This is a genomic window from Winogradskyella immobilis (genome assembly GCF_021887715.1).
GTDB classification, from domain to species: Bacteria; Bacteroidota; Bacteroidia; order Flavobacteriales; family Flavobacteriaceae; genus Winogradskyella; species Winogradskyella immobilis.
This window is the reverse complement of sequence record NZ_JAIQXX010000016.1, coordinates 38,053-62,622: the sequence shown is the minus strand read 5'-3', so window position 1 is coordinate 62,622 and position 24,570 is coordinate 38,053. Positions and strand designations below refer to the sequence as shown.

General features: G+C 32.2%; 18 protein-coding genes. 12 read left to right on the top strand and 6 right to left on the bottom strand.

Annotated elements, in window-relative coordinates:
- Nucleotides 1–106 precede the first annotated feature (106 nt).
- Entirely contained in the window at nt 107–1,702 is a 1,596-nt protein-coding gene (gene bshC, locus K8Z87_RS11275) for a bacillithiol biosynthesis cysteine-adding enzyme BshC (RefSeq protein ID WP_227477668.1), read from the bottom strand.
- Between the two features lie 138 nt (nt 1,703–1,840).
- Between bshC and K8Z87_RS11270 the strand changes: the two genes are divergently transcribed.
- From K8Z87_RS11270 to K8Z87_RS11245, 6 genes are all read left to right on the top strand, one after another.
- Nucleotides 1,841–4,327, top strand: a complete 2,487-nt coding sequence (locus tag K8Z87_RS11270) for a M14 metallopeptidase family protein (RefSeq protein WP_227477667.1) — start codon at nt 1,841–1,843, stop codon at nt 4,325–4,327.
- A gap of 123 nt (nt 4,328–4,450) precedes the next feature.
- Nucleotides 4,451–7,297, top strand: coding sequence for a M16 family metallopeptidase (locus K8Z87_RS11265; RefSeq protein WP_227477666.1), 2,847 nt, complete (start codon nt 4,451–4,453; stop codon nt 7,295–7,297).
- 160 nt (nt 7,298–7,457) lie between these two features.
- Nucleotides 7,458–8,420: a hypothetical protein gene (locus K8Z87_RS11260; RefSeq protein WP_227477665.1), complete on the top strand. Its 963-nt coding sequence runs from the start codon at nt 7,458–7,460 to the stop codon at nt 8,418–8,420.
- A gap of 154 nt (nt 8,421–8,574) precedes the next feature.
- A complete protein-coding gene (locus K8Z87_RS11255) occupies nt 8,575–9,312 on the top strand; it encodes a DUF6090 family protein (protein ID WP_227477664.1) in 738 nt (245 codons plus the stop codon).
- A gap of 324 nt (nt 9,313–9,636) precedes the next feature.
- Entirely contained in the window at nt 9,637–10,590 is a 954-nt protein-coding gene (locus K8Z87_RS11250) for a Fic family protein (protein ID WP_227477663.1), read from the top strand.
- Nucleotides 10,591–10,854: 264 nt separating this feature from the next.
- The gene (locus tag K8Z87_RS11245; protein ID WP_227477662.1) at nt 10,855–11,736 is read left to right on the top strand and encodes a cyanophycinase; all 882 of its coding nucleotides are present in this window, start codon (nt 10,855–10,857) and stop codon (nt 11,734–11,736) included.
- 88 nt (nt 11,737–11,824) lie between these two features.
- On the opposite strand, the gene K8Z87_RS11240 is transcribed toward K8Z87_RS11245, so the two are convergent.
- Entirely contained in the window at nt 11,825–12,244 is a 420-nt protein-coding gene (locus K8Z87_RS11240; protein WP_227477661.1) for a nucleoside-diphosphate kinase, read from the bottom strand.
- Between the two features lie 90 nt (nt 12,245–12,334).
- Nucleotides 12,335–13,357 (bottom strand): alkaline phosphatase D family protein, encoded by a 1,023-nt coding sequence (locus K8Z87_RS11235; protein ID WP_227477660.1) that lies wholly within the window; start codon nt 13,355–13,357, stop codon nt 12,335–12,337.
- A gap of 85 nt (nt 13,358–13,442) precedes the next feature.
- Here K8Z87_RS11235 and K8Z87_RS11230 point away from each other — a divergent pair, with 85 nt between their 5' ends.
- From K8Z87_RS11230 to K8Z87_RS11220, 3 genes are read left to right on the top strand one after another with little or no spacing between them, the layout of a single operon-like run.
- Nucleotides 13,443–14,459, top strand: coding sequence for a DHH family phosphoesterase (locus tag K8Z87_RS11230; protein WP_227477659.1), 1,017 nt, complete (start codon nt 13,443–13,445; stop codon nt 14,457–14,459).
- Nucleotides 14,456–15,001 (top strand): gliding motility-associated peptidyl-prolyl isomerase GldI, encoded by a 546-nt coding sequence (gene gldI, locus K8Z87_RS11225; protein WP_227477658.1) that lies wholly within the window; start codon nt 14,456–14,458, stop codon nt 14,999–15,001. Before K8Z87_RS11230 ends, gldI begins: the two co-directional genes overlap by 4 nt.
- Nucleotides 14,994–16,184 carry a peptidylprolyl isomerase gene (locus tag K8Z87_RS11220; protein WP_227477657.1) on the top strand — a complete coding sequence of 397 codons (1,191 nt, stop codon included), beginning with the start codon at nt 14,994–14,996 and terminating at the stop codon, nt 16,182–16,184. Before gldI ends, K8Z87_RS11220 begins: the two co-directional genes overlap by 8 nt.
- A gap of 20 nt (nt 16,185–16,204) precedes the next feature.
- On the opposite strand, the gene K8Z87_RS11215 is transcribed toward K8Z87_RS11220, so the two are convergent.
- From K8Z87_RS11215 to K8Z87_RS11205, 3 genes are all read right to left on the bottom strand, one after another.
- Entirely contained in the window at nt 16,205–16,630 is a 426-nt protein-coding gene (locus tag K8Z87_RS11215; protein WP_227477656.1) for a VOC family protein, read from the bottom strand.
- Nucleotides 16,631–16,825: 195 nt separating this feature from the next.
- A complete protein-coding gene (locus tag K8Z87_RS11210; RefSeq protein WP_227477655.1) occupies nt 16,826–17,920 on the bottom strand; it encodes a DUF695 domain-containing protein in 1,095 nt (364 codons plus the stop codon).
- Between the two features lie 136 nt (nt 17,921–18,056).
- The gene (locus K8Z87_RS11205) at nt 18,057–19,520 is read right to left on the bottom strand and encodes an aminoacyl-histidine dipeptidase (protein WP_227477654.1); all 1,464 of its coding nucleotides are present in this window, start codon (nt 19,518–19,520) and stop codon (nt 18,057–18,059) included.
- A gap of 142 nt (nt 19,521–19,662) precedes the next feature.
- On the opposite strand from K8Z87_RS11205, the gene K8Z87_RS11200 reads away from it, so the two are divergent.
- The 3 genes from K8Z87_RS11200 (at nt 19,663) to K8Z87_RS11190 (ending at nt 24,557) form a co-directional block, all read left to right on the top strand.
- Nucleotides 19,663–20,364, top strand: coding sequence for an FKBP-type peptidyl-prolyl cis-trans isomerase (locus tag K8Z87_RS11200; protein WP_227477653.1), 702 nt, complete (start codon nt 19,663–19,665; stop codon nt 20,362–20,364).
- A gap of 86 nt (nt 20,365–20,450) precedes the next feature.
- Nucleotides 20,451–21,512 carry a DUF3810 domain-containing protein gene (locus tag K8Z87_RS11195; RefSeq protein ID WP_227477652.1) on the top strand — a complete coding sequence of 354 codons (1,062 nt, stop codon included), beginning with the start codon at nt 20,451–20,453 and terminating at the stop codon, nt 21,510–21,512.
- 84 nt (nt 21,513–21,596) lie between these two features.
- Nucleotides 21,597–24,557 (top strand): amidohydrolase family protein, encoded by a 2,961-nt coding sequence (locus K8Z87_RS11190; RefSeq protein WP_227477651.1) that lies wholly within the window; start codon nt 21,597–21,599, stop codon nt 24,555–24,557.
- Nucleotides 24,558–24,570 lie beyond the last annotated feature (13 nt).

Here is a 24,570-nt window from a genome sequence, read left to right as displayed (position 1 = left end):
AACTATTTTTTTGCCTTCTAAACGGCTGAAAAAAATCTTTTGAACGTCGAAATAATAATCAAAAAAGAGTCAACCTATTTCAGTATAATACATAATAAACTGTTAATTATAATGTAACGATTATAAATTGTCCTTTTAAGGGTTTTAGTTCATCTACTAGCATTGGAATCAAGCTTTCACCAAACTCTAAATATAGTTCAGAAAAATTGAGGTTACGCTCTTGTAAACTTTGTCCTGGAAATAATTGTTCTTGCAGTTCTGTCATTCGGTTAACCTCATCGGCTAATTTCTTTTTCTGTGCTTTTAACAATCGTTTTTCTAAAGCTTTTAACCCTTTTACTTGTTTCTTTTCTTGCGCTTTTACAGCTCCTAAAAACGATTTATCAGTTTGGTTTGCTATAGTATAAAGTGCTTCAAACTGCTTCTCTAAATGTTTTAGTTGTGGTAAAAAGTTAATATCTATATTTGAAATTTTACGCACTTTTTTATTGATAAATGTATCGCGTTTTAAGAAAATATCTTTAGTAGAAATGTTTAAGCTTTGAAGCTTTGAAGCCTGTTTTTTCGTTTTTACTAAAACCGAATTACGTAGCAGTAGTATTGGAAACACTACGTTTTGGGCTTCAAAATTAGATTTTAATTGAAACCAATAAGCCAACTCTCCTCCACCGCCTATGTAGCATAAGTTAGGTAGAATTACTTCTTGATATAAAGGCCGCATAATCACATTAGGAGAGAAACGTTCTGGCACTTCTGCAAGATGTTGTAATAATTGTTCTTTATTCCAAGACACCTCAGTATTATTGACCTTAAATATATTGTCTTCAAAAACGATTCGTTCGCGTATACCCTCATGGATATAGAAAAAATTAATCGCTCTAGGGTTTACCTGAATTTTAAACCCTAAGTCTTCAATTGTTTTATTCGTTTCAGAAACGGTATCAAAGGCAGTTTGTTCAAATAATTCTTTTTGAATATGAGGTGTAAATAACCGTTTCAATTCTCTGTCATCCGCATCGATAATGACCAAGCCTTGATCAGCAAATAACTGATTCGCTAAATAACGTGTGGCATCTGCTAAATTGTTATGCTTTACATAAGCATTTTCAAACCATTGTTTTAAAGTATCTGCATGTTTTCCTGGTCCAAATTCTGAAATCACTACTTTTAAAACTTCATCTAAACCTTTAGTATTAAAATGACCTACAGCTCCTGTTAACTTACTATTCCATTGAACTTTTTTGCCTTTAAAATTGAAGTAATTGATCTCTTCAAAATCATGATCTTCAGAAGCCATCCAATAGATAGGTACAAAATTATAATTAGGATATTTTACCTTTAATTCTTTAGTAAGATTTATGGTAGAAATAATTTTGTACAAAAAATATAATGGTCCTGTAAACAAATTGAGTTGATGACCTGTAGTAATAGTAAAGGTGTTTTCCGCTTTTAAAAGTTCTATATGTTCTAAGGTCAATTCAGAAGCTATAATACCTGAATACTGTTGCGATAAAACTTCTGATAAAACTTTTCTTGCCTTTAAATCAACAGACTTTTGTTTCTCTTCAATCTGATATTTAAAATTATCAAGATTAGGAAAACGATGATATAAATCCTTTAATTCTGTTTTTTGGTCAAGGTAATCACAAATAAACTTAGAGAAATAGTTAGTTTCTCTAAATGAAATACATTCGGTCGGCATACTATACTTTAATTACGGCATAAATATAAGGCAACTCTAAATTTTAACTGCTAATTTTTAGTTAATTCAATATATACAGCCAATTATTTCAATCGCACTCTTTATTTTTATTAGCTTTGGAGCTAAACTTTTTTTTAAATGCAAAAACTATTTTCTTTTCTGTTTGCTACTATGTTAGTATTAACTTATACAAATGCGCAGAATATTAAATCTCCAAGTCAGTTTTTAGGTTATGATATAGGCACACAATTTAGTCGTCATCATCAAGTTGTAGATTATTTTAAAGCTGTAGAAAAACAAATTCCTAATCAAGTAAAACTCGAGCAATATGGTGAAACCAATGAGCGTCGCCCTTTATATGTAGCTTATGTTTCTAGTGCAGAGAACTTAAAAAACCTTGATGCTATTAGAGAGAATCACCTAAAAAATGCAGATGTTATTAGCGGTACTCCAAGTAACACAAATGTTGCTGTGGTTTGGCTAAGTTATAATGTCCATGGTAATGAAGCATCTAGTACAGAAGCCTCTATGTTAACCTTATACAAACTGTTAACCGAAAAACAAGATTGGTTAAAAAATACTGTAGTTATTATCGATCCATGCATTAACCCAGATGGTCGTGATCGTTATGTCAATTGGTTTAATGAAACCGCAAGCTCTCCATACGATATTAATCAACAAGCTAGCGAACATAGCGAGCCTTGGCCTGGTGGACGACCTAACCATTACTTGTTTGATTTAAATAGAGATTGGGCTTGGGCAACACAAGTTGAAAGTGCATCGCGATTAAACATTTATAATAAATGGTTACCTCATATCCATGTTGATTTTCATGAACAAGGTATAAACGAACCGTATTATTTTGCTCCTGCTGCAGAACCATTCCATGAAATTATTTCAGATTTTCAACGTGATTTTCAAACTGAAATCGGAAAAAATCATGCTAAATATTTTGATAAAGAAGGTTGGTTATTTTTCACTAGAGAACGTTTCGATTTATTTTACCCAAGTTATGGTGATACATACCCAACATATATGGGAGCTATTGGTATGACTTATGAACAAGGTGGTCATGGCCGTGCAGGTTTAGGTATTTTAAACGATGAAGGTCATGTACTTACTTTAGTAGAGCGCTTAACGCACCATACTACAGCCGGGCTTTCAACTGTTGAAATTGCATCGAATAATGCTTCTCGTCTAAATAGTGAGTTTTCTAAATTCTTTGATAACTCTAATTTAAAGTACAAGAGTTACGTACTCAAAGGCAATGAAAATAAAATTAACAGCTTAAAAGCTCTATTAGATAAGCACGAAATCCGTTATGGTAATGCAACTGCTAGTAAAGTGTCTGGTTATAATTATGCGACTGGCAAGCAAGGAAGTATGTCTATAAATAGTGATGCTTTAGTTGTAGACTCTGATCAACCTAAAGGAAAAATGGTTAAGGTTTTGTTTGAACCTAATGCTAAGCTTACAGATTCTTTAACTTATGATATTACGGCTTGGAGTATGCCTTATGCACATGGTTTAGATGCTATTGCAAGTACTACAAAAGTGGCTAGTGCTAAAGTAGCTAAGCGTGTTCCTTTTCAAACGCTCACTGATGCCTATGGTTATGTAAGTCATTGGAATTCTCTTGAAGATGCTAAATTTTTGGCAGCATTACTAAAAGCTAACTTTAAAGTACGCTTTACCGAAAAACCATTTAAATCTAATGGGCAAAATTTTAATAGAGGCTCGTTAATTATTACTAAAGGAGATAATACACATATTAAAAATTTAGTGAGTACGTTAAATACCATTATTGCTGAACACAACCATCAACTTTCTGTTATTAATACTGGGTTTTCTCAACTGACTCCAGATATTGGATCTCCAGATATAAAATTAGTAAATAAGCAAAAAATTGCAATGCTTTCTGGGCAAGGTACATCATCACTGAGTTACGGAGCATTATGGCATTTCTTTGAGCAACAGTTACATTATCCTGTAACCTCAATAAACACTAATAATCTTAGCAGAGCTAATTTAGATGCGTTTAATGTATTAATTATTCCTAGTGGATTTTACAATAGTGTAATTACTAAAACCGTGAGAACAAAATTATCTAATTGGGTTAGTGCTGGAGGAAAAATTATAGCTATAGATGGAGCTTTAAGAACTTTTGCTGGGCAAGAAGGCTTTAATCTTAAATACAAAACCAATGATAAGGATGATGAAAAAAAGGCCGATAATTTAATCCCTTATGCAGATAGAGAACGCCAAAACGCGAATCGATTAATTACAGGTGCTATATTTAAAACTGAAGTTGACAATACACATCCAATGGCTTTTGGTTACGATAACAATTATTTTACTTTAAAATTAGGCAGTTCTGCATATAGTCTTTTAGAACGTGGCTATAATGTATCGCATATAGCCGATACAAAAGTATTTTCAGGTTTTGCTGGCCAAGATGCTTTAAGTAATTTAGATAAAACACTAATATTTGGTGAAGAACGCAAAGGCAGCGGTAGCATTATTTATATGGTAGACAACCCATTGTTTAGAAGTTTTTGGGAAAATGGAAAACTCTTTTTAGTCAACTCCATATTCTTTGTCAATAGCAACGCCTTCGAATTATAAATTAACATCAATCAAAATTAAATACGTTATGAAAGCCCATAATGGGCATTTGACAAATAATGGTTAATACCTACTAAGATAATTAGATAACTGAACCACTGGTTCTTGAAAAATTTTAAATAAATGAAAAGATTTAGATTAACAGGCTTTATAGCTATAGTTTTATGCACTGTTTTAGCTTGTAAAAATGACTCCTCATCAAATTCTGAAACTGAATTTAAAGTCAATTACGAAAAATTTACTTTAGATAATGGTTTAGAAGTTTTACTTCATATAGACCGTTCAGACCCTGTAGTTGCTGTATCATTAACTGCGCATGTCGGTTCTGCAAGAGAAATTGTAGGTCGTACAGGTTTTGCGCATTTATTTGAGCACTTATTATTTTTAGAATCTGAAAACCTAGGTAAAGGCGGATTAGATAAAATGACGGCACGTATCGGTGGTTCTGGTGCAAACGGCTCTACAAGTAGAGATCGCACCAACTACTTACAAACGGTGCCAAAAGATGCTTTAGAAAAAATGATTTGGGCTGAAGCCGATAAATTAGGGTATTTTATAAATACGGTTACGGAGCCTGTTTTAGCTAAAGAAAAACAAGTGGTTAAAAACGAAAAACGTCAACGTGTAGATAATAGCCCTTATGGACATACTCAATATGTTATTGACCAAAATTTGTATCCGAAAGGACATCCATACAGTTGGCAAGTCATTGGGTCTTTAGAAGATTTACAAAATGCTACATTACAAGATGTCAAAGACTTTTTTAATCGATGGTATGTGCCAAACAATGTAATATTAACTATAGCTGGAGATTTTGATGTTGAGCAAACTAAAGCATGGGTTAAAAAATATTTTGATGAAATTCCTCGTGGTGAAGATATTCCTAAACTAGCAAAGCAACCTGCTATTTTAGATGCTTCAAAACATTTGTATTACGAAGATAATTTTGCACGCGCACCTCGCCTAACTATGGTTTGGCCAGGTGTACCACAATACCATGAAGATTCATATGCGCTTAATGTATTATCGCAATATTTAACCAATGGAAAAAAAGCGCCACTTTATAAAGTTTTAGTAGAAGATGAACAACTAACGAGTAATGTGGGTATGGGAGGTTACAATTCTGAAATCTCTGGTCAAATACAACTAAGTGTTACGGCATTCAATCAAGTAGATTTAAATGATCTCGCCAAAGCTTTTGATAAAGGGTTTAAAACTTTTGAAGAAAATGGTATTTCTGAAACAGATCTTAACCGTATTAAAGCAGGACAAGAAACTAATTTTTACGGTCGTTTATCTAGTGTTTTAGGTAAAGGGTCTCAGTTAACACAATACGAAATGTTTGCAGGAGACGCTGGTTATATTAGTGATGAAGTTAATAACATCTTAGCAGTAACGCCAGAAGATGTAATGCGTGTATATAACACATATATAAAAGGCAAAAACTATATCGCAACAAGTTTTGTTCCTCGTGGTCAGAAAAATTTAACATTAGTAAATTCTGAATTGGCAGAAATTGTAGAAGAACAAATTGTTGATGGAGCTGAAGAAAATTTTGATTCTTCTATTGCTGCAACATACGAGAAAACTCCTTCTAGTTTTGATCGTAGTATTGAGCCTCCATATGGAGAAAGCCCTGATGTAAAAGTACCTGAAGTTTGGAAAGAAAATCTAGATTCTGGTATTAAAGTCTTAGGCATAGAAAATAGTGAAGTACCTCTTGTACAATTTCAAATGCAAATTAAAGGCGGTATGTTATTAGAAAATAAAGATAAAATTGGTGTTTCTAATTTATTAGCGAGTTTAATGACACGTGGTACTGCCAATAAAACTCCAGAACAATTAGAAAATGAAATTGAAAGTTTAGGTGCACGTATTAATGCATTTGCAAGTAATGATGCTATTTTTATATCAGGAAACAGTTTATCTAAAAACTTTGATGCTACAATGGCTTTGGTTTCCGAAATTTTATTAGAACCACGTTGGGATGCTAAAGAATTTGAATTATTAAAGCAAAGTACTAAAAGTAGAATTCAACGTATAGCTGCTAATCCAAATGCTATAGCAGCTAATGAATATAATAAAATACTATATGGTGAAAATCATATTTTGGCTAATAACAATATTGGCACCGAAAGTTCTCTAGAAAGCATTACTATAGATGATTTAAAGGCTTATTACAATACTAATATTTCGCCAAACTTAGCTTCTATGCATATAGTAGGAGACATATCGCAATCTAATGCTATTGCAAATTTAGAATCCATTAATGCAAACTGGGAAGTTAAAGATATCACACTACCTAATCTTCCAGAAGTAAAACAACCAGCAAAATCTACAGTATATTTTTATGATGTACCAAATGCAAAGCAATCGGTATTACGTTTTGGTTATCCAGCGCCAAAAGCTACTGACAAAGATTATTATGCAGCAACAGTTATGAATTATCGTTTAGGTGGTGGAGGTTTTGCCTCTCAACTGACACAACAATTACGTGAAGGCAAAGGCTATACTTACGGTATTAGGTCTGGGTTTACTGGCAATGATAAAACGGGTAGTTTTGCTATTTCTAGTGGTGTACGCTCTAATGTCACTTATGAGTCTACAGCTTTAGTTAAAGAAATTTTAGAAAACTATGGAAAAGACTATGATTCAACAGATTTAGCGGTGACTAAAGGCTTTACCATTAAAAGTAATGCTAGAGCGTTTGAAACTTTAGGAGCTAAACTCAATATGCTTTCTAATATTAGTAATAATGGTTTGGCTGATGATTATGCAAAATCGAGAGAAGCTATCGTTAAAGCATTAACTATTGAAGATATGAAGGCCTTAGCAGAAAAATATATTACGCCAGATCAAATGATTTATTTAGTGGTTGGAGATGCTGCGACACAACTCGATAAATTAGAAAAACTTGGTTTTGGCAAGCCTGTATTATTAAACCCTGAATATGAAGGTTTAGATCAATAAAACCATCTAAAAAACGCTATAATATGCGTTTATTCTTTATTTTTAAAGACTGAACGCATTTTTTGTATAGTTATAATAGAAATATACACAATGCGTATATACAATAGTTAGGCAACATATGAAAAAAACAATCGGAATATTAATAATAATTTGTCTTTCATTGTGTAGTTGTTCTAAATCAACGAATACATTGAATGGAAATAATGATGTTTCTGATTACGGATTAAATGGACAAATAAAATCCATAGAAACAAATCTTTACAATTTCGATGTAGTAAATGATTCCATAATTATTGGTCAAGGAATGAATCATTTTGATTTTGATAGGTATTCATTTATGGAATTCAACAAAGACGGTTTTCTTACGTTTGAAAAAACGTATGAAAGTGAGTTAAACTATTATTTTGATTCTTCAAAACGTCTTTCCAAACAAACTGAAAAATACAATAATGAAGATTCACCTTCTGTTAGTTACGAGTATACCTATAATCAAAAAGATAGTCTGACAAAAACCATTTATAAAAATGATGGTTTCGAGAGAAGAATGGTATTTGAAAGAGACGAAAATAATAGAGGTATTAAACGAACTGACTATGTTAGTGATACTATTCAAATGACTTTTAAAGTTGACTACGATAAATCAGGAAATATAATCAAAGAAAATACATACTTAAAAAAATCAAAACCATCTAAATTAATATCACGAACATTTAATGAACAAAATTTAATACTTACTGAAAATATCACAGAATTTCGTTCTTATGACACTTTGAATTACAAAAACATATATTTATATAACGACGACTCAAAAGTTATCAAAATCAAAAATAATTTTATTGATGAAACGGACTATACAGAAGTTGTTAAAGAATATGATAATGATGGGAAATTAATTGAAGAACAGTGGATTCCAAAAGGTAGTAGTTATTTTGTTGTGACTACTCAAAAATTTGATAAATATGGAAATACTATTGAATTCTCAAGAACGCCAAATGACGATTCAGAGAGTGATGTATGGATTAGCAAATACAAATTTGATGAAAAAGAAAATTGGATTGAAAAACAGAAATTTAAAAACGATATACCAGTAGTTCTGGTAAAAAGAAAAATCGAATATTATTAATAAAAAATACGTTGCCTAACAATGGCTATAAGTAATTGCTTGTTCTCGCCTACTTCTGAAATTAAGTGCTAACACACGCAACTACTCATAGCCGAAACCATTAGCCTTCATTAAAACCAACCAATAAGATTCCCGCTTTCTCGGGAAATAGAATATGATAAAATTCTTTAGAAAAATTAGACAAAAAATGCTGACTGAAAACAAGTTCAGTAAATATTTGATTTATGCAATTGGAGAAATAATCCTTGTTGTTATTGGAATTTTAATTGCACTATCTATTAATAATTGGAATAATGATAAAAAAGATAAACAAGCTGAATTGAAATATCTTAATCAAATTAGAAAATCACTTCAAGAGAATAACTTAATTTTAAAAGAAAGAATTGTAAATGATGAAAGAACATTAAAATTTGGAGACCAGCTATATAACCACTTTAAGACTAAAAAAGAGATTAATGATTCAATTAAACGAATTTTAGTTGTTCTTCTAAATGACCAAATGATTTCATTCAATATTGCAGCATTTGAAAATCTAAAAAATGATGGCCTATCTTTTATTTCCAATGATGATTTAAAATTTGAAATCATAAATATTTATGACAAGGAATTAAAGTATATTCAAAATATATTTGCAAACCAATTTGAGAATTATTTAAGTGGAGTAATAAATCCTTTTTTTAGTAACAATTTTGAATTTGTTTCTAATGAAAAGTATATGAGCGCAGAACCAAATAACTATCAAGATTTATTAAGCAACAATAAAATCACCAATATAATTTCAATGGTTAATACTATGAGAAGTTATGCAATCTCAAATTATTCTAACACTCAAAAAAAAATAAATGAGATTATTATAAAATTAGATAAAGAGATAAAGACGCTGAATGAATAACACATTTCGACTAAAAAATAACGTGTTACAACAATGCATAACCACAATTCCGAGTGGATTCTACTACCCTTCGACTGCGCTCAGGACAGACCTAAACGAATCCACTTGGAATTGCAAGCGTTGATGCGTAATCGAAAAATAGCAAGTTAAAACCTATAACTTAAAGTTATACGAGACCCTTCGCTACTGCGAGATTGTATCTCGTGGTAAATTAACCTTACAATAGTTATATAGTTTCCAGTAAGTCTAATAAAAATATTACGTTTTTATCATAATTTTAAGTAATGATTGTATCTTTGATAGTATCAAATGATAGTATCATAAATGAAACCTCCATACGAGATTACATCTTCTATTTTAAAATTGATAACTTCTATTTCAGAAAAAATAGGAGAAGTAAATGCTAATCTATTAGATAGACCTTCCCCAAAATTGAGAAAACAGAATAAAATAAAAACTATTCATTCTTCATTAAAAATAGAAGGAAATACGCTTACTGAGCAACAAATAACTGCGCTTCTTGAAAACAAAAAGGTTGTTGGACCAAAAAAGGATGTTCTTGAAGTTTTAAATGCAATTAAAATCTATGAAAATATAGAACAATACAATCCTTCTAATGAAACATCTTTTTTAAAAGCACATAAAATCTTAATGCATGGTCTAATTGATAATCCTGGAAAATATAGAAATCAAAGCGTCGGAATTGTAAAAGGTTCAAAAGTTGAACATTTAGCGCCCTCATTTAAAAATGTTTCTCACTTAATGAAAAATCTTTTTAAATACTTGCAAAAATCAGATGAAATAGAATTAATTAAGAGTTGTGTTTTTCATTACGAAATGGAATTTATACATCCATTTTTAGATGGAAACGGAAGAATGGGTAGATTATGGCAAACTCTAATTTTAATGGAAAAATATCCAATATTTGAGTTTTTACCATTTGAAACTTTAATTAGCAATGACCAAGAAAAATATTATAAAACCTTAGCTGAAAGTGATAGATCCGGAAAATCAACAGTTTTTATTGAATATATGCTAAATGTAATTGACATTTCAATAAGCGAATTATTAGATTTCAATAATAGAACTTTAAGCGAAAAAGACCGATTAGAATATTATGTTTCATTAAATAAAACTGAATTTACAAGAAAAGATTATATGAATATCTTTAAAGACATTTCTTCTTCCACAGCAAGCAGAGATTTAAAGAAAGGTTGCGAATTAGGTTTATTTGAAAAAACAGGAGAAAAAAACAAATCTATTTATCGTTTAAAATAACTAAGCATCTAAACCTACACAAAACCAACGATGTACAATTATAACTAACTCATAAATCCCCGACCTTGATAGCTATCGAGATTGATGCTTTTACTGTAACAATAAACTAAAAAAGATTCCCACTTACGTGGAAAATAACATATGATAAAATTCTTTAGACTATGCGATTAAAAAGATTTTATAAGCCATTGAGAATATAATTTAAAAGTCGAAAATCGCATTCAATTATTTTTGTACCTTTTGAATCATTTTTTAAACCCCTATATGAGACTAAAAAAACTCACACTTCTAGTATTAACAGTACTAATAGCTAATCTTTCTAAGAAGAATATTACTGCTCAAAACAATAGTCAAGATCAAGAAACTATTGGTCCTAAAAATGGAACACTATTAATTGTTGGTGGTGCAGCTTCAGATTTATTTTATAAAAAATTTATGGAGCTTGTTGGCGGACCTGAAGCTCCGATTGTAGTTATTCCTACTGCAATTACTAGCAATACTTTAACTCAAGAGTTTTTAGATCGTTATAAACAAAGTTTTATCAACAGAGGTTTTAAAAATGTCACGGTGTTACATACTAGAGATCCTAAGGTATCGAATTCTGAAGCATTTATTGCGCCAATAAAAACAGCTAAAGGGGTTTGGTTTAGTGGTGGTCGTCAGTGGAGACATGCAGATTCTTATCTTAATACTAAAGCGCATGAAGCTTTTAATGCACTATTAGATCGTGGAGGAGTCATCTCAGGATCATCAGCTGGTGCAACCATACAAGGTTCATATCTCGCTCGCGGTGACACCAAAACAAACACCATAATGATGGGTGACCATGAAGAAGGTCTTAGCTTTCTCAAAAATGTAGCAATTGACCAGCATTTACTAGCCAGAAATAGACAGTTTGATCTGTTTGAAATTTTAGACAAAAAACCTCATCTTTTAGGTATAGGTCTAGATGAAGATACTGGTATTATTGTCAACAAAAATACATTTACTGTTATAGGCAAAAGTTATGTTGCTATATATGATGGCACGCGTTGGTCTGCCGATAAAAACAAAATATTTAAACTCCCAAAAGGAAGCCGAGAATTCTATATGCTAAAAGCTGGAGATCGCTATAATCTTAAAGATCGACAAATTATAAGAGAGTAACTCAAATAACGCGTATAGAAAAAGCGCAACGTATTCAATATCGTGTATTGAATACGTTGCGCTTTTGTATTAAATGGGTTTTATGCGACTAAAACATTTCTCTCTCTGAGAAATGAAATGCGCCTTCAATAGCTGCATTTTCATCACTATCACTACCATGTACTGCATTTTCTCCTATAGAAGCTGCATATAATTTACGGATGGTTCCTTCTGCTGCATCTGCAGGATTAGTAGCACCTATTAAAGTTCTAAAGTCTTCAACAGCATTATCTTTTTCTAATATTGCAGCTACAATAGGACCACGTGTCATATACTCTACTAAATCACCATAAAATGGACGCTCGCTGTGTACCGCATAAAATGCTTTAGCATCTTGTGTCGTCATATGCGTTAATTTTAATGCTACAATTCTAAATCCTGAAGCATTGATTTTTTCTAATATTGCGCCAATGTGTCCTTTTTCAACAGCATCTGGCTTTAACATTGTAAATGTTCTGTTAGTTGCCATGTAATTTATTTTTAATGGTTTATGCCAAAGTGATAACTACTTTGGTAAAATTCGATGCAAAAGTAATCTATTTTATAGAATTAACAAGCATCAATACTGTTGTATTAACTCTTGGAGTTTAACATCATTTTTACCTCGCATTTCCATACGGATGGTGTGTGTTTTAAAATCGAATTTTAGAAGTCCAAAACTTATTTCATGGACCACATCTCCTACTCTATCTGCATTAGGTTCTCCCGAAAAACTAGAATACGAATGCGTTAATCCGCTCGATGTAAAATCTATTAGTGGATAGTTTAAATTGTCTATAGATAGTTTTGAAAACTCAGAGATATGACGATCGCCAGATAATAACAAAACTCCTTTAGCTTTAGAACTTACAATAAGCTGGCTTAAACGCTCTACTTCATTAGGAAAATTACCCCACGTTTCAAATCCATGCTCGTCAGATAAAAACTGAATACTACTTACTATAATATTAAAATCTGCCTTAGTCGTATTAAGGGCGTTAGTTAACCATTGCCATTGCGCTTTTCCTAAAACAGTAGCACTAGGATCCGTATTTGGTTTGTATCGTTTTTTTGTATCTGTATCTGGAACTAAAGCCGTTCTAAAATAACGCGTATCTAAAACAATTACTTTAATAGTACCCTTTGATGTTGTTATCAATTCAGAATGATAAACCCCTTCACGTTGTCGTCTTGTATCATTTTTTGATACTCCCATAAAATCTAAAAACAACTCTTGGCTTTCGCTTTTTTTATGAAATTCTTCACCTCCGTCGTTTAGTCCGTAATCATGATCGTCCCATGTACCAAGTATTTTTGCAGAAGCTAGTAATTTTCCATAATTCTCATCTAACAACTGTTTATCATATTCCGTTTTTAACTTCACCATATCATCCGTATCTGCATAGATGTTGTCTCCTCCCCAAATCCAAACATCTGGTTGATGTTTTAATATAGAAGTCCATAAAAGATTAGGTTCATATTGTTTATTACAAGACCCAAAAGCTATGGTATAATCGTAGTTTTTACTTTGAGATTCTTTAGACGATTTGCATCCAATAAAAAGAAAACTAGTGATTAAAATGTAACTAATAAAATACCGCATATTAAAAAAATTAAAGCTGTAAGATAATCTAAAATATACTAAAAGTACATATCCCTTTTGTTATTAAATTGTATCTTCGTAGGCTATGACAACCGCCGATATTTTAGATATAAAGTCCTTGCTAAGTTCACCGAAGAACATAGTTATTATACCACATAAAAACCCTGACGGGGATGCCATTGGCTCTACTTTAGGGCTATACCATTATTTAAAACACTATAAACATAATGCCCTAGTCATTGCCCCTAATGATTATCCTGATTTTTTAAAGTGGATGCCTGGAGAATCTTCTATTTTAAAGTTTGAAAGTCAACGCTCAGAATCGGAAAAACATCTTAAAAATGCAGATCTTATTTTTACATTAGATTTTAATGCATTGCATCGTATTGGTGATATGGAAACCTCTGTTGAAGAATCTGAAGCATTAAAAATTATGATCGATCATCATCAACAGCCTGACGATTATGCAAAATATGTTTATTCAGATGTTAATATGTCTTCAACTTGTGAAATGGTATACAATTTTATTGAAATGCTTAACGATACAAAAGTTATAGATGCCTCTATTGCAACTTGTCTCTATGTTGGTATTATGACGGATACTGGGTCGTTTCGATTTCCAGCTACAACAAGTAGAACACATCAAGTTATTGGTCACTTAATTGACAAAGGTGCTAATAACTCTGAAATACATAATAGCATATATGACACTAATAGCTATGGACGTTTACAGCTTTTAGGAAGAGCTTTGCAAAACTTAAAAGTCATTCCAGAATTGCAAACGGCATACATCTCATTATCGCAAGAAGAATTAGATACTTTTAATTTTAAAAAAGGAGATACTGAAGGTTTTGTCAATTATGCACTTTCATTAAAAGGTATTATTCTCGCTGCTATTTTTATTGAAAGTAAACAAGATCAAATTATAAAAATCTCATTACGAAGTAAAGGTGAGTTCTCTGTTAATGAATTCTCTAGAAATCATTTTAATGGCGGCGGACATACTAACGCTGCAGGTGGCAGAAGTGATTCTTCATTAAGCGAAACCATTGATGAATTTATTAGTATATTGCCTAAATATAAAAGTGAATTAGCCTTATGAAACACCTACTTTTAATTCTTATTATCACTATAAGTTTGGCGAGTTGCAAATCTCCAGAAGCACGTTTACCTGAGTCTGTTCAATCTGGTTCGTTTATAAAACAATCTGCCGAACGCAACAAAATACTTATAGAAAACGAACGTCTTAAAATAGAAACTATAATAGATAAAGATTCTATAAAAGATTATATCGTTTCAGAAAATGGATTTTGGTATTACTACAATACGCGAGTAGAAAAAGACACTATTACTCCACAATTTGGGGATCGTGTTAATTTTAGTTACAATGTTTCCGATTTAAATGGAGCAACCATCTATTCTAAAGATGAAATCGGCACAAAAGATTATCTGATGGATCAAGAAATATTATTTACCGGATTACGAGAAGGTTTAAAATTGATGAAACCTTCAGAAATTATTACATTTATATTCCCGTCTCAAGTTGCCTATGGTTATTATGGAGATGATAATAAAATAGGAACTAATATTCCTATCGTTTGCGAAGTCACGTTAAACACTTTAATTCAAAATAAAAATGACTAAGAAAATTTTAATTCCTATAGTTTTAATTGCTTTATTAGTAACAATATCGTGTAAAAATGATTATTCCGATTTAGAAGACGGATTATATGCTGAGTTTGTAACGTCTAAAGATACAATGGTAGCTAAGTTATTTTTTAAAGAAGCACCAGTAACTGTTGCAAATTTTGTAGCACTTGCAGAAGGTGTTCATCCTCTAGTTAAAGAAGAACATAAAGATAAGAGGTATTATGATGGTACAACTTTTCATCGTGTTATGGATAAATTTATGATTCAAGGAGGTGACCCAACAGCTACTGGCTCTGGTGATCCTGGCTATAAGTTTGAAGATGAGTTTATTGAATCTTTAAGACATGATAAACCAGGTATATTATCTATGGCAAATTCTGGACAAAACACTAACGGATCTCAATTTTTTATTACAGAAATACCTACTCCGTTTCTAGATGCGTGGGATGCCAATGGAAATTTAAAAGATTGTGGTGGCTATAGAGTAAGCTGTCATGCTGTTTTTGGTGAATTGGTAAGAGGATTAGATGTACAAGATGCTATTTCTAATGTACAAGTAGCTCAAGGCACTAATAAACCTATTGAAGATGTTGTTATAGAGCAATTAAATATTATACGTGTTGGTTCTGAAGCACGTAAATTTGATGCAGCTAAAGTGTTTACTGAAGAATTACCAAAAATTAAAGAACGTATTGCAGAGCGCGAAGCTAAAGCAAAAGCTGAAAGAGAAGAAAAAGCACGTATTGCCAAAGAAAAATTCTTGAAACAGAATGAAGAATTAAAAGGGCGCCGCGTAGAGTCTCCAACAGGAATGGCAATGATATACTTAAATGAGCTTAGTGATGCTGTACAGCCAAACGCTAGTCAGAGTGTTTCTATAAATTGTGCAGGTTATTTTGAAAACGGAGAGTTATTCTGGACCACATGGAAAGATGTAGCGCAAGACAATGGCAAATACGATAAAAATCAAGATTATGCACCTTTTGTAATGCCATACAATCAGCAAGCCACATTAGTACCTGGTTTTAGAGAAGCCATGCTTAAAATGAAAGTTGGTGAAAGAGCACGTGTTTTTATGCCTTATTATTTAGGTTATGGCGAAGCTGGTAGAGCACCATTAATCCCTGCTAAAACCAATTTAGTATTTGACATAGAAGTTTCTGCTATTGCAGAGTAAATAGAATAGAACAATTAACATTAATTTTCTAAACCGTAGTTTATTTTCCAATTAATTCCAAATTGATCAATACACTGACCGTAATATGAACCCCAGAATGTTAAACCTACGGGTACTTTTATTTGCCCATTTTTAGAGAGTTTTTCAAATATTAGGTCAACTTCTTCTTTGCTATCGGCATGAATGATAAGAGAAAAAGACTTGTATTTTTTCATTTCTTTATAGGCTAATGAATTGTCTGAACCATTTAACATGGTTTCATTGCTTATAGGTAAGGTGGCATGCATAATTTTTTCATCAGATTCTTGAAAAAGATTTTTACCTGAATTTGGTACATCGCCGTATTTACTTATATGACTGATTTTTTTCTGAAAGACCAATTCATAAAAATTAAATGCTTCTTCGCAATTTCCATCAAAGTAGATATATGGATTTATAGTTATCATAGAATTTATTTTTTGAGTATTTATTCTATCTTGCTTGCCATTAACGGTCTCGGCTATGAGTAGTTGCGTGGTTTAGCGATTAACTTTGCAAGTATACACAAAGCTTAAAATCCGCGAGTCCCGATAGCTATCGGGATTCAGAAGTAGGTGAGAACCAGCAATTACTTATAGCCATTGTTATGTGCTGGGCTTTTTTCAATTCGGACTAAATCGGTTAAATGATTGCCAATATTTGTCTTTATAAATGTCAAAGTCCAACTCTATTTTATTTTTATATTCTTTTTTTATTTCGTGTAATACTTTTGATGGCTTTCTAAATTCAATACAGGCGAAATATACTTCTCGTACAGAATCTGCCGTTTGTCTTCCAATGTTTAAATAACCTTCACAATCTTTTAGTTCTTCCATTATTTTATCCTCAATTTCGTTTAGAATTTGATAAGTGGAATCATCAGGCATTCCATTGTTCTTTATTCCGTCATATTTAATTTCCATTACTGCAATCCAAGGATGAGACGCTTTACTATCCCAGTTCAATAAATCTGTGTTAATAACCGCAACCAATGGAAGTCCATTTTTTAGAGTCGCTTCGAGTCCAGAATAATTGTCGTTTTCGGTATTATGTCTGAAACCTTTATATTTTTCCACAAACTCTTTTTCTCTCCAATTCAAAAAGTTCTTTAGTTTTTCTAATGGAATTAAGTCCGAAGTAGCGTCTTTTGAGTTAATTATATTCACGTTGTCAATTGTGGTAACTGAATTCAATTCGCCAAGAGAATTATCTAAAGCAAGATAAACTCCATTTGTCATTACATCTCTATTTTCTTCGCTGAAATCTTTATGAGTAACTGTAATGTCAATCTCGTCTGGCATTTGTTTATGGTCAGTTGAATAAAAGTCCATCTTACTTCCATCAAATTTATAGTCGTCCATTTCAATTCTGTATTGATTTAGGTCAGACGGTTGTTTGAGTGCAGTAATTTTCCAATTATTCATTTTCGGTGCTGCCTGAACTAATTCTTCAACAAATACGATATTTTTGATAACTCCATCAGCTGTCAATATTAACTCCGCTGTGTTGTCATCATACATTCCTGCAAGGAACCAAAATCCATCTTTCAATTCATTGAGTTTTGGTGCGAGTTTGTCAAAAAACACTTTGTTGATATTGCCTTGTCCTTTAAGGATTTTATAAAATTTCTTTTCGTTCTGTTCAAACCAATTCCAAAAGTCAGCATATGAGTTTATGGGTTTCTCTTTTGTACTAAATATTGATTTTAATAAACTCATATTATTAATTAATTCGGGTGTTTTTCGCCTTGCACATAACAAATGAATATGATGACTAAGGTCATCATACACTTTCTATAGGCCTAATAAAGATAGTAAGAAAATTCGTTTATCTAATTAATATAATTAGATACACTTAACGCTTTGGTATATGCTTCAATGTCTCTAACACAAACCTCCAATATTTTTGCGTAGAAGAAATTTGTGCACGTTCGTCCGGTGAGTGAGCTCCTTTTATATTAGGTCCAAAACTAATCATATCTAGTTCTGGATAGTTTGTTCCTAGTATACCACATTCAAGCCCAGCATGGCATGCTGCTACATGAGGTTTCTCTCCATTGTTAAGTTGTTCGTAGATTGGCACCATCACTTTTAAAATATCAGAATCCATATTAGGAGTCCAACCCGGATAATCTCCAGAAAACTCTACTTCGCATCCTGTTAACTCAAATGTTGCTCTTAAGGTGTTTGCCAAATCAAGTTTAGAACTTTCTACAGAAGACCGTGTTAAGCAACCTATTTTAATTTGACCTTCTTTAATAATAACTCGCGCTATGTTATTAGATGTTTCTACCAAATCTTTAATATCCGCACTCATTCTGTGTACTCCATTACAAGCCGCATATAAGGCTCTTGTCACTCCTTCCTGTACTCCTAAATCCATAATCCGCTCAGGTATTTCTATCTTAGATATATTAATCTCTAAGTCGGGTTCCATGGTTTTTAGCTCTTGCTTAATAGTCGTAGCCAATTGTTTTAATTCAGTATTAAAAGCTTCTTCATGTACAGCATCTATAGCAACTATAGCATTACTTTCTCTAGGAATTGCATTACGTAAACTTCCTCCATCAACTTCTGAAATACGTAGACCATAATTTTCAAAACCATCAAATAATAAACGGTTCATAATTTTATTAGAATTACCTAAACCTTCATGAATCTGCATTCCTGAGTGTCCACCTTGTAACCCTTTAACTGTAATTTGATAACCGATTTTAAATTCTGGAGTGTCTTCTTCATTATAAGCTCGAGTTGCCGTAACATCAATACCACCAGCACAACCAACTCCAATTTCATCATCTTCTTCAGTATCTAAGTTTAATAAAATTTCGCCTTTAAGCAAACCGCCTTTTAAACCTTTAGCACCTGTCATTCCTGTTTCTTCATCAATAGTAAAAAGAGCTTCTATTGCAGGATGCACAATGGTATCACTTTCTAAAATTGCCATTATAGTTGCTACACCCAAACCATTATCAGCACCGAGCGTTGTGCCTTTGGCTTTTACCCAATCTCCTTCAATAATCATATCTATACCTTGCGTATCGAAATCAAATACGGTATCGTTATTTTTTTGATGCACCATATCTAAATGTGATTGCATTACTATAGTTTTTCGATCTTCCATACCTAAAGTTGCTGGCTTCTTAATAATAACATTACCAACTTCATCTTCAATAGTTTCAAGGTTTAAACGTGCACCAAAATCTTTCATAAATTGAATGACACGTTCTTCTTTTTTTGAAGCTCGTGGTACTGCATTTAAATCTGCAAACTTATTCCAAAGTACTTTAGGCTCGAGTTGTCTTATTTCGGTATTCATAATATTTAAAATAAAAGAGCTGTAAAGGTAACTATTAGCCATAAAGATTAATAATACATAAGCTCCTTTTTAAAATCTATTTTAAAAGGAAAAAATATCATAATTTTGCATCTGATTTATTAAAGAATAAAGACATAATAAAATGAAAAAAATACTATTATTAGCCATTTTACTAGCAACATTAGTTGCCTGTAATAAAAAAAGTAGAATAAACAGTAATGTTAATTTAGCGACCAATATCGATTCTGTTAGTTATGCCATTGGAGCCAATCAGGCAAAAGGTTTATTAAGCCAAGTACCAAATTTAAATATTGATGCTTTTATGAAAGGATATTTAGATGTATCTGATTCTACTGCATTAAAAATTACTGAAGAAAATTGCCAGATTATCCTTCAGGCTTATGGTCAAAAGTTACAACAAGAACAACGCGAAAAAGCACAAGCAGAATCTGTTAAAACTAAAGAAGATGGCGTAGCATTCTTAGAAGCTAATAAATCTAAACCAGGTGTAATTACTACTGAAAGTGGATTACAGTATATGGTTTTAAAAGAAGGCACAGGAAAACAACCGCAAAGCCCACAAGCAAATGTCACTGTTCATTATACAGGTACTACAACAGATGGAGTACAATTTGAAACCTCAACAAATGGTAACCCAGCAACTTTTAATTTAGACGGAGTGATTAAAGGTTGGACTGAAGGTGTTCAATTAATGAAAGAAGGTGCTAAATACAAGTTTTTTATTCCTGAAGAATTAGCTTATGGAGCTAACCCAAGACCAGGAGGAGCAATTAAGCCGTTTATGGCATTAATCTTTGAAATAGAATTAATTAAAATCAACTAATTTATATTTTAATCTAAATTTATTTAAAAAGCTTGAGTATTAATTTACTCAAGCTTTTTTTTGTTTAAATTGTCTATTTTTGAAAGATGCAGAAGTACAAAAAAGTTATCATCGCGTTTTCATTTGTTGGAGTACTTGGTATCACTTCTATTTTAAAATTAACACCGCAATTTGTAGAGACATATTATAGTAACGGTCTTTATATTGGTATTTCAAAATTAATGCGTTATGCTTTTGGATGGTTACCATTTTCTGTTGGAGATTTATTATATACACTTGCTACCATCTATATACTTAGATGGCTTTGGGAAAACAGAAAACGTGTTATAAAAGACACCAAAAACTGGTTGCTCGATGTTCTTGCAGCTTTCTCTATAGCTTATTTTGCATTTCACCTATTATGGGCTTTTAATTATTACCGTTTGCCACTTTATAAGTCATTAAACATCAGTCATGAGTATTCTACCGAACAATTAATAGAAGTTACCAAACAACTTATAACTAAAGCGAATAAAGCCCATGCTTTAATAGAACTTAATGACACTATCAAAATTGAAATTCCTTATACAAAAACTGAAATTCTTCATAAAGTTTCTAATGGTTATACAAGGCTTAAAAAAGAATTCCCGCAACTCAACTATAAACCTAGCAGTATTAAAAAATCACTGTATAGTTTGCCATTAACTTATATGGGTTATTCTGGGTATTTAAATCCATTTACTAATGAAGCTCAAATAGATGGCTTAATCCCTAAATTTAAAATACCGACAACGGCGAGTCACGAAGTTGCCCATCAATTAGGTTATGCTGCTGAAAACGAAGCTAATTTTATAGGCGCATTAGCTGCGATTAATAACGATGACAAATACTTTAAGTATTCTGGATATTCATCTATTGTACGCCATTGTCTTTTTGAAATTTATCGTCGTGAACCTGAAACTTATAGAGCATTAATCAATACATTAAACAAAGGCATACGCAAAAACTATGACGAAGCTTTAGAGTTTTGGTCGAGCTATGAAAACCCATTAGAACCTATTTTTAAAAGTACTTACGACACGTTTTTAAAGACCAATAACCAAGCTGGTGGCATAAACAGTTACAGCTATGTTGTTGCTCTATATGTCAATTATTTTGATCGTACGTAATGTATCCATGTTAAAACTTAAACAAGGTTTTAAACACAGCAACTTAATTCTTATCTTTCGATTTCTAATTTAACCACCATTTTTATGATAAAAAAGTATCTCTTTGCAATGTTGCTTATGTGTACATATACGATTATGGCACAAGAGCATTTTCCAAAAAATGATGGCGTAACATCAAAAAACACAAATTATACAGCATTTATAAATGCCAAAATTTATGTAACGCCAACAGAAGTTATTAATAAAGGTACACTTCTTATTAAAGAAGGAAAAGTAATCGCCTCTGGGTCTTCTGTAAAAATACCAGATAATGCCATAGTTGTAGATCTTTCAGATAAAAGTATCTATCCGTCTTTTATTGATATTTATTCAAATTTCGGAGTAAAAACACCTGAACGTCAAAGAGGCAATAGACGTCCTCAATATGATGCTGGACGAGAAGGTTTTTATTGGAATGACCATATCATGCCCGAACAAAACGCAATTGATAAATTTAACTTTGACAATAAATCAGCTTCCGATTTAAAGAAAGCAGGTTTTGGCGTTGTTAATACGCATATGCAAGATGGTGTTGTACGAGGTACGGGAGCATTAATTGCATTAACTAACCAAGGCGGAAATGCCGAACGCATTTTAGATGGACGCTCTGCGCAATACTTATCGCTAAGCAGAAGTGTAACTTCGGCGCAAGTATACCCATCATCTATTATGGGAACTACAGCCTTATTACGCCAAATGTATTACGATGCTGATTGGTACGAAAAAGGGAATGCTTCTGCCAAAGATAGATCTCTAGAAGCTTTAATTGCTAATAAAGGTTTAGTTCAAATTATTGAAGCTGGCAACAAACTTAATGATGTGCGTGTTGATAATGTGGGCGATGAGTTTGGTATTCAGTATGTCATTGTTGGAGGTGGTGATGAATACGAACGCATTGCAGATATAAAAGCTACAGGAGCAACTTATATACTTCCTGTAAATTTCCCTAAAGCTTACGATGTAGAGAATCCATTTTTAGCAAATACCTTAAGTGTTGCTGATATGAAAGAATGGAATCAAAAACCCATTAATCCAAAAACACTTGCTGATAATGGTATAAGGTTTGCCTTTACAACAGATAATTTAAAATCTCCTAAAGAACTTAAAACTAATATTCTTAAAGCTATTAGTTATGGATTAGATAAAACCAAAGCTTTGGAAGCCTTAACTACTATTCCTGCCAATATTCTAGGAAAATCAAATATGATTGGGTCTTTAAAAAATGGTGCTTATGCCAATTTTTTAATTACTTCTGGAGATATCTTTGAAAAAGAAACCACGCTCTATGAAAATTGGGTAAAAGGAGATAAAATGGTAATTGAATCTATGTCTGTTAAAGATATAAGAGGAAAATATAACGCAAATATTAATGGTACTTCTTACGATATTGCTATCTCGGGAAGTTTAAGTAAGCCTAGTGTTAAAATTTCTAGTGGCAGTTCTTCATTAGGAGCTAAAATCACTTATAAAGATGAATGGGTTAATATCATCGTTACTGATGTTGATGCCTCAAATAAAACATTTACACGTTTATCGTCTAGAGTATCTGATACAAATAATTTAGTTGGTAAAGCAACCTCATCTAATGGTAATGTGACTTCGTTTACAGCAAACAAAACGGGGAAATCTGAAAACAAAAAGAAGTCTTCTAAAAAAGACACTACCACACCAGATATAGTACCTGTAACTTATCCTAATACTGCTTATGGATTTGAGACTTTACCAAAACAAGAAACCTTGCTATTTAAAAATGCTACCGTTTGGACTAATGAAACTGAAGGAATTTTAGAAAATACAGATGTATTAATTAAAGACGGTAAAATTTCTGCTATCGGAAAAAATTTAAATGGTCGTGGAGCTAAAGTTATTGATGCTACTGGCAAACACATTACGGCTGGTATTATTGACGAACATTCTCATATAGCGACATCGAGTGTTAATGAAAGTGGTCATAATTCTACTGCAGAAGTGAGTATTGAAGAAGCTGTTGACCCTGACGATATTGATATTTACAGGAATCTTGCTGGTGGAGTGACTTCTATACAAATATTACACGGATCAGCAAACCCTATTGGTGGTCGCTCTGCGATTATTAAATTAAAATGGGGAGAATCTGCAGAGAATCTTATCTACGATAACTCACCTAAGTTTATCAAGTTTGCTCTAGGTGAAAATGTAAAACAATCAAATTGGGGAGATAATGAAACAGTCCGTTTTCCACAATCGCGTATGGGTGTTGAACAAGTATTTGTAGATTATTTTACGAGAGCTAGAGAGTATGAAGCTTTAAAAAATAGTGGCAAATCGTATCGTAAAGATGCTGAGATGGAAACACTTGTAGAGATTTTAAATGGCGAACGTTTTATCAGTTGTCACTCTTATGTACAAAGTGAAATTAATATGCTTATGAAAGTTGCTGAACAATTCAACTTTAAAGTGAATACGTTTACTCACATTTTAGAAGGATACAAAGTCGCTGATAAAATGGCTAAACACGGAGTTGGTGGTTCTACCTTTAGTGATTGGTGGGCATATAAATTTGAAGTTAATGATGCCATTCCGTACAATGCTTCCATAATGCATAATGCAGGTGTTACTGTAGCTATTAATAGTGATGACGGTGAAATGTCTCGTCGTTTAAACCAAGAAGCAGCTAAAACTGTAAAATACGGAGGTGTAAGCGAAGAAGATGCATGGAAATTTGTGACCCTTAATCCTGCTAAATTATTGCATTTAGATGATCGTGTTGGTAGCCTAAAAGTTGGTAAAGATGCTGATGTTGTGTTATGGACAGATCATCCAATGTCTATTTATGCTAAAGCTGAAAAAACGATTATAGAAGGAGTCACATATTTTGATTTAGCTCGCGATTTAGAATTAAGAGCTGCTATGAAAGCTGAGAAAAGCAAATTAACAAAATTAATGCTTCAAGATAAAAACAAAGGCTTAAAAACACAGCCAGTGAAAAATTCTAAAAAGCAACAATTACACTGTGATTCAGAATAATATAAAAACGAAG

Bases quoted from the DNA above. Each gene is read 5' to 3' on its own strand.
- bshC (WP_227477668.1), bottom strand. From the start codon at position 1,702: ATGCCGACCGAATGTATTTCATTTAGAGAAACTAACTATTTCTCTAAG.
- K8Z87_RS11270 (WP_227477667.1), top strand. From the start codon at position 1,841: ATGCAAAAACTATTTTCTTTTCTGTTTGCTACTATGTTAGTATTAACT.
- K8Z87_RS11265 (WP_227477666.1), top strand. From the start codon at position 4,451: ATGAAAAGATTTAGATTAACAGGCTTTATAGCTATAGTTTTATGCACT.
- K8Z87_RS11255 (WP_227477664.1), top strand. From the start codon at position 8,575: ATGATAAAATTCTTTAGAAAAATTAGACAAAAAATGCTGACTGAAAAC.
- K8Z87_RS11250 (WP_227477663.1), top strand. From the start codon at position 9,637: ATGAAACCTCCATACGAGATTACATCTTCTATTTTAAAATTGATAACT.
- K8Z87_RS11245 (WP_227477662.1), top strand. From the start codon at position 10,855: ATGAGACTAAAAAAACTCACACTTCTAGTATTAACAGTACTAATAGCT.
- K8Z87_RS11240 (WP_227477661.1), bottom strand. From the start codon at position 12,244: ATGGCAACTAACAGAACATTTACAATGTTAAAGCCAGATGCTGTTGAA.
- K8Z87_RS11235 (WP_227477660.1), bottom strand. From the start codon at position 13,357: ATGCGGTATTTTATTAGTTACATTTTAATCACTAGTTTTCTTTTTATT.
- K8Z87_RS11230 (WP_227477659.1), top strand. From the start codon at position 13,443: ATGACAACCGCCGATATTTTAGATATAAAGTCCTTGCTAAGTTCACCG.
- gldI (WP_227477658.1), top strand. From the start codon at position 14,456: ATGAAACACCTACTTTTAATTCTTATTATCACTATAAGTTTGGCGAGT.
- K8Z87_RS11220 (WP_227477657.1), top strand. From the start codon at position 14,994: ATGACTAAGAAAATTTTAATTCCTATAGTTTTAATTGCTTTATTAGTA.
- K8Z87_RS11215 (WP_227477656.1), bottom strand. From the start codon at position 16,630: ATGATAACTATAAATCCATATATCTACTTTGATGGAAATTGCGAAGAA.
- K8Z87_RS11210 (WP_227477655.1), bottom strand. From the start codon at position 17,920: ATGAGTTTATTAAAATCAATATTTAGTACAAAAGAGAAACCCATAAAC.
- K8Z87_RS11205 (WP_227477654.1), bottom strand. From the start codon at position 19,520: ATGAATACCGAAATAAGACAACTCGAGCCTAAAGTACTTTGGAATAAG.
- K8Z87_RS11200 (WP_227477653.1), top strand. From the start codon at position 19,663: ATGAAAAAAATACTATTATTAGCCATTTTACTAGCAACATTAGTTGCC.
- K8Z87_RS11195 (WP_227477652.1), top strand. From the start codon at position 20,451: ATGCAGAAGTACAAAAAAGTTATCATCGCGTTTTCATTTGTTGGAGTA.
- K8Z87_RS11190 (WP_227477651.1), top strand. From the start codon at position 21,597: ATGATAAAAAAGTATCTCTTTGCAATGTTGCTTATGTGTACATATACG.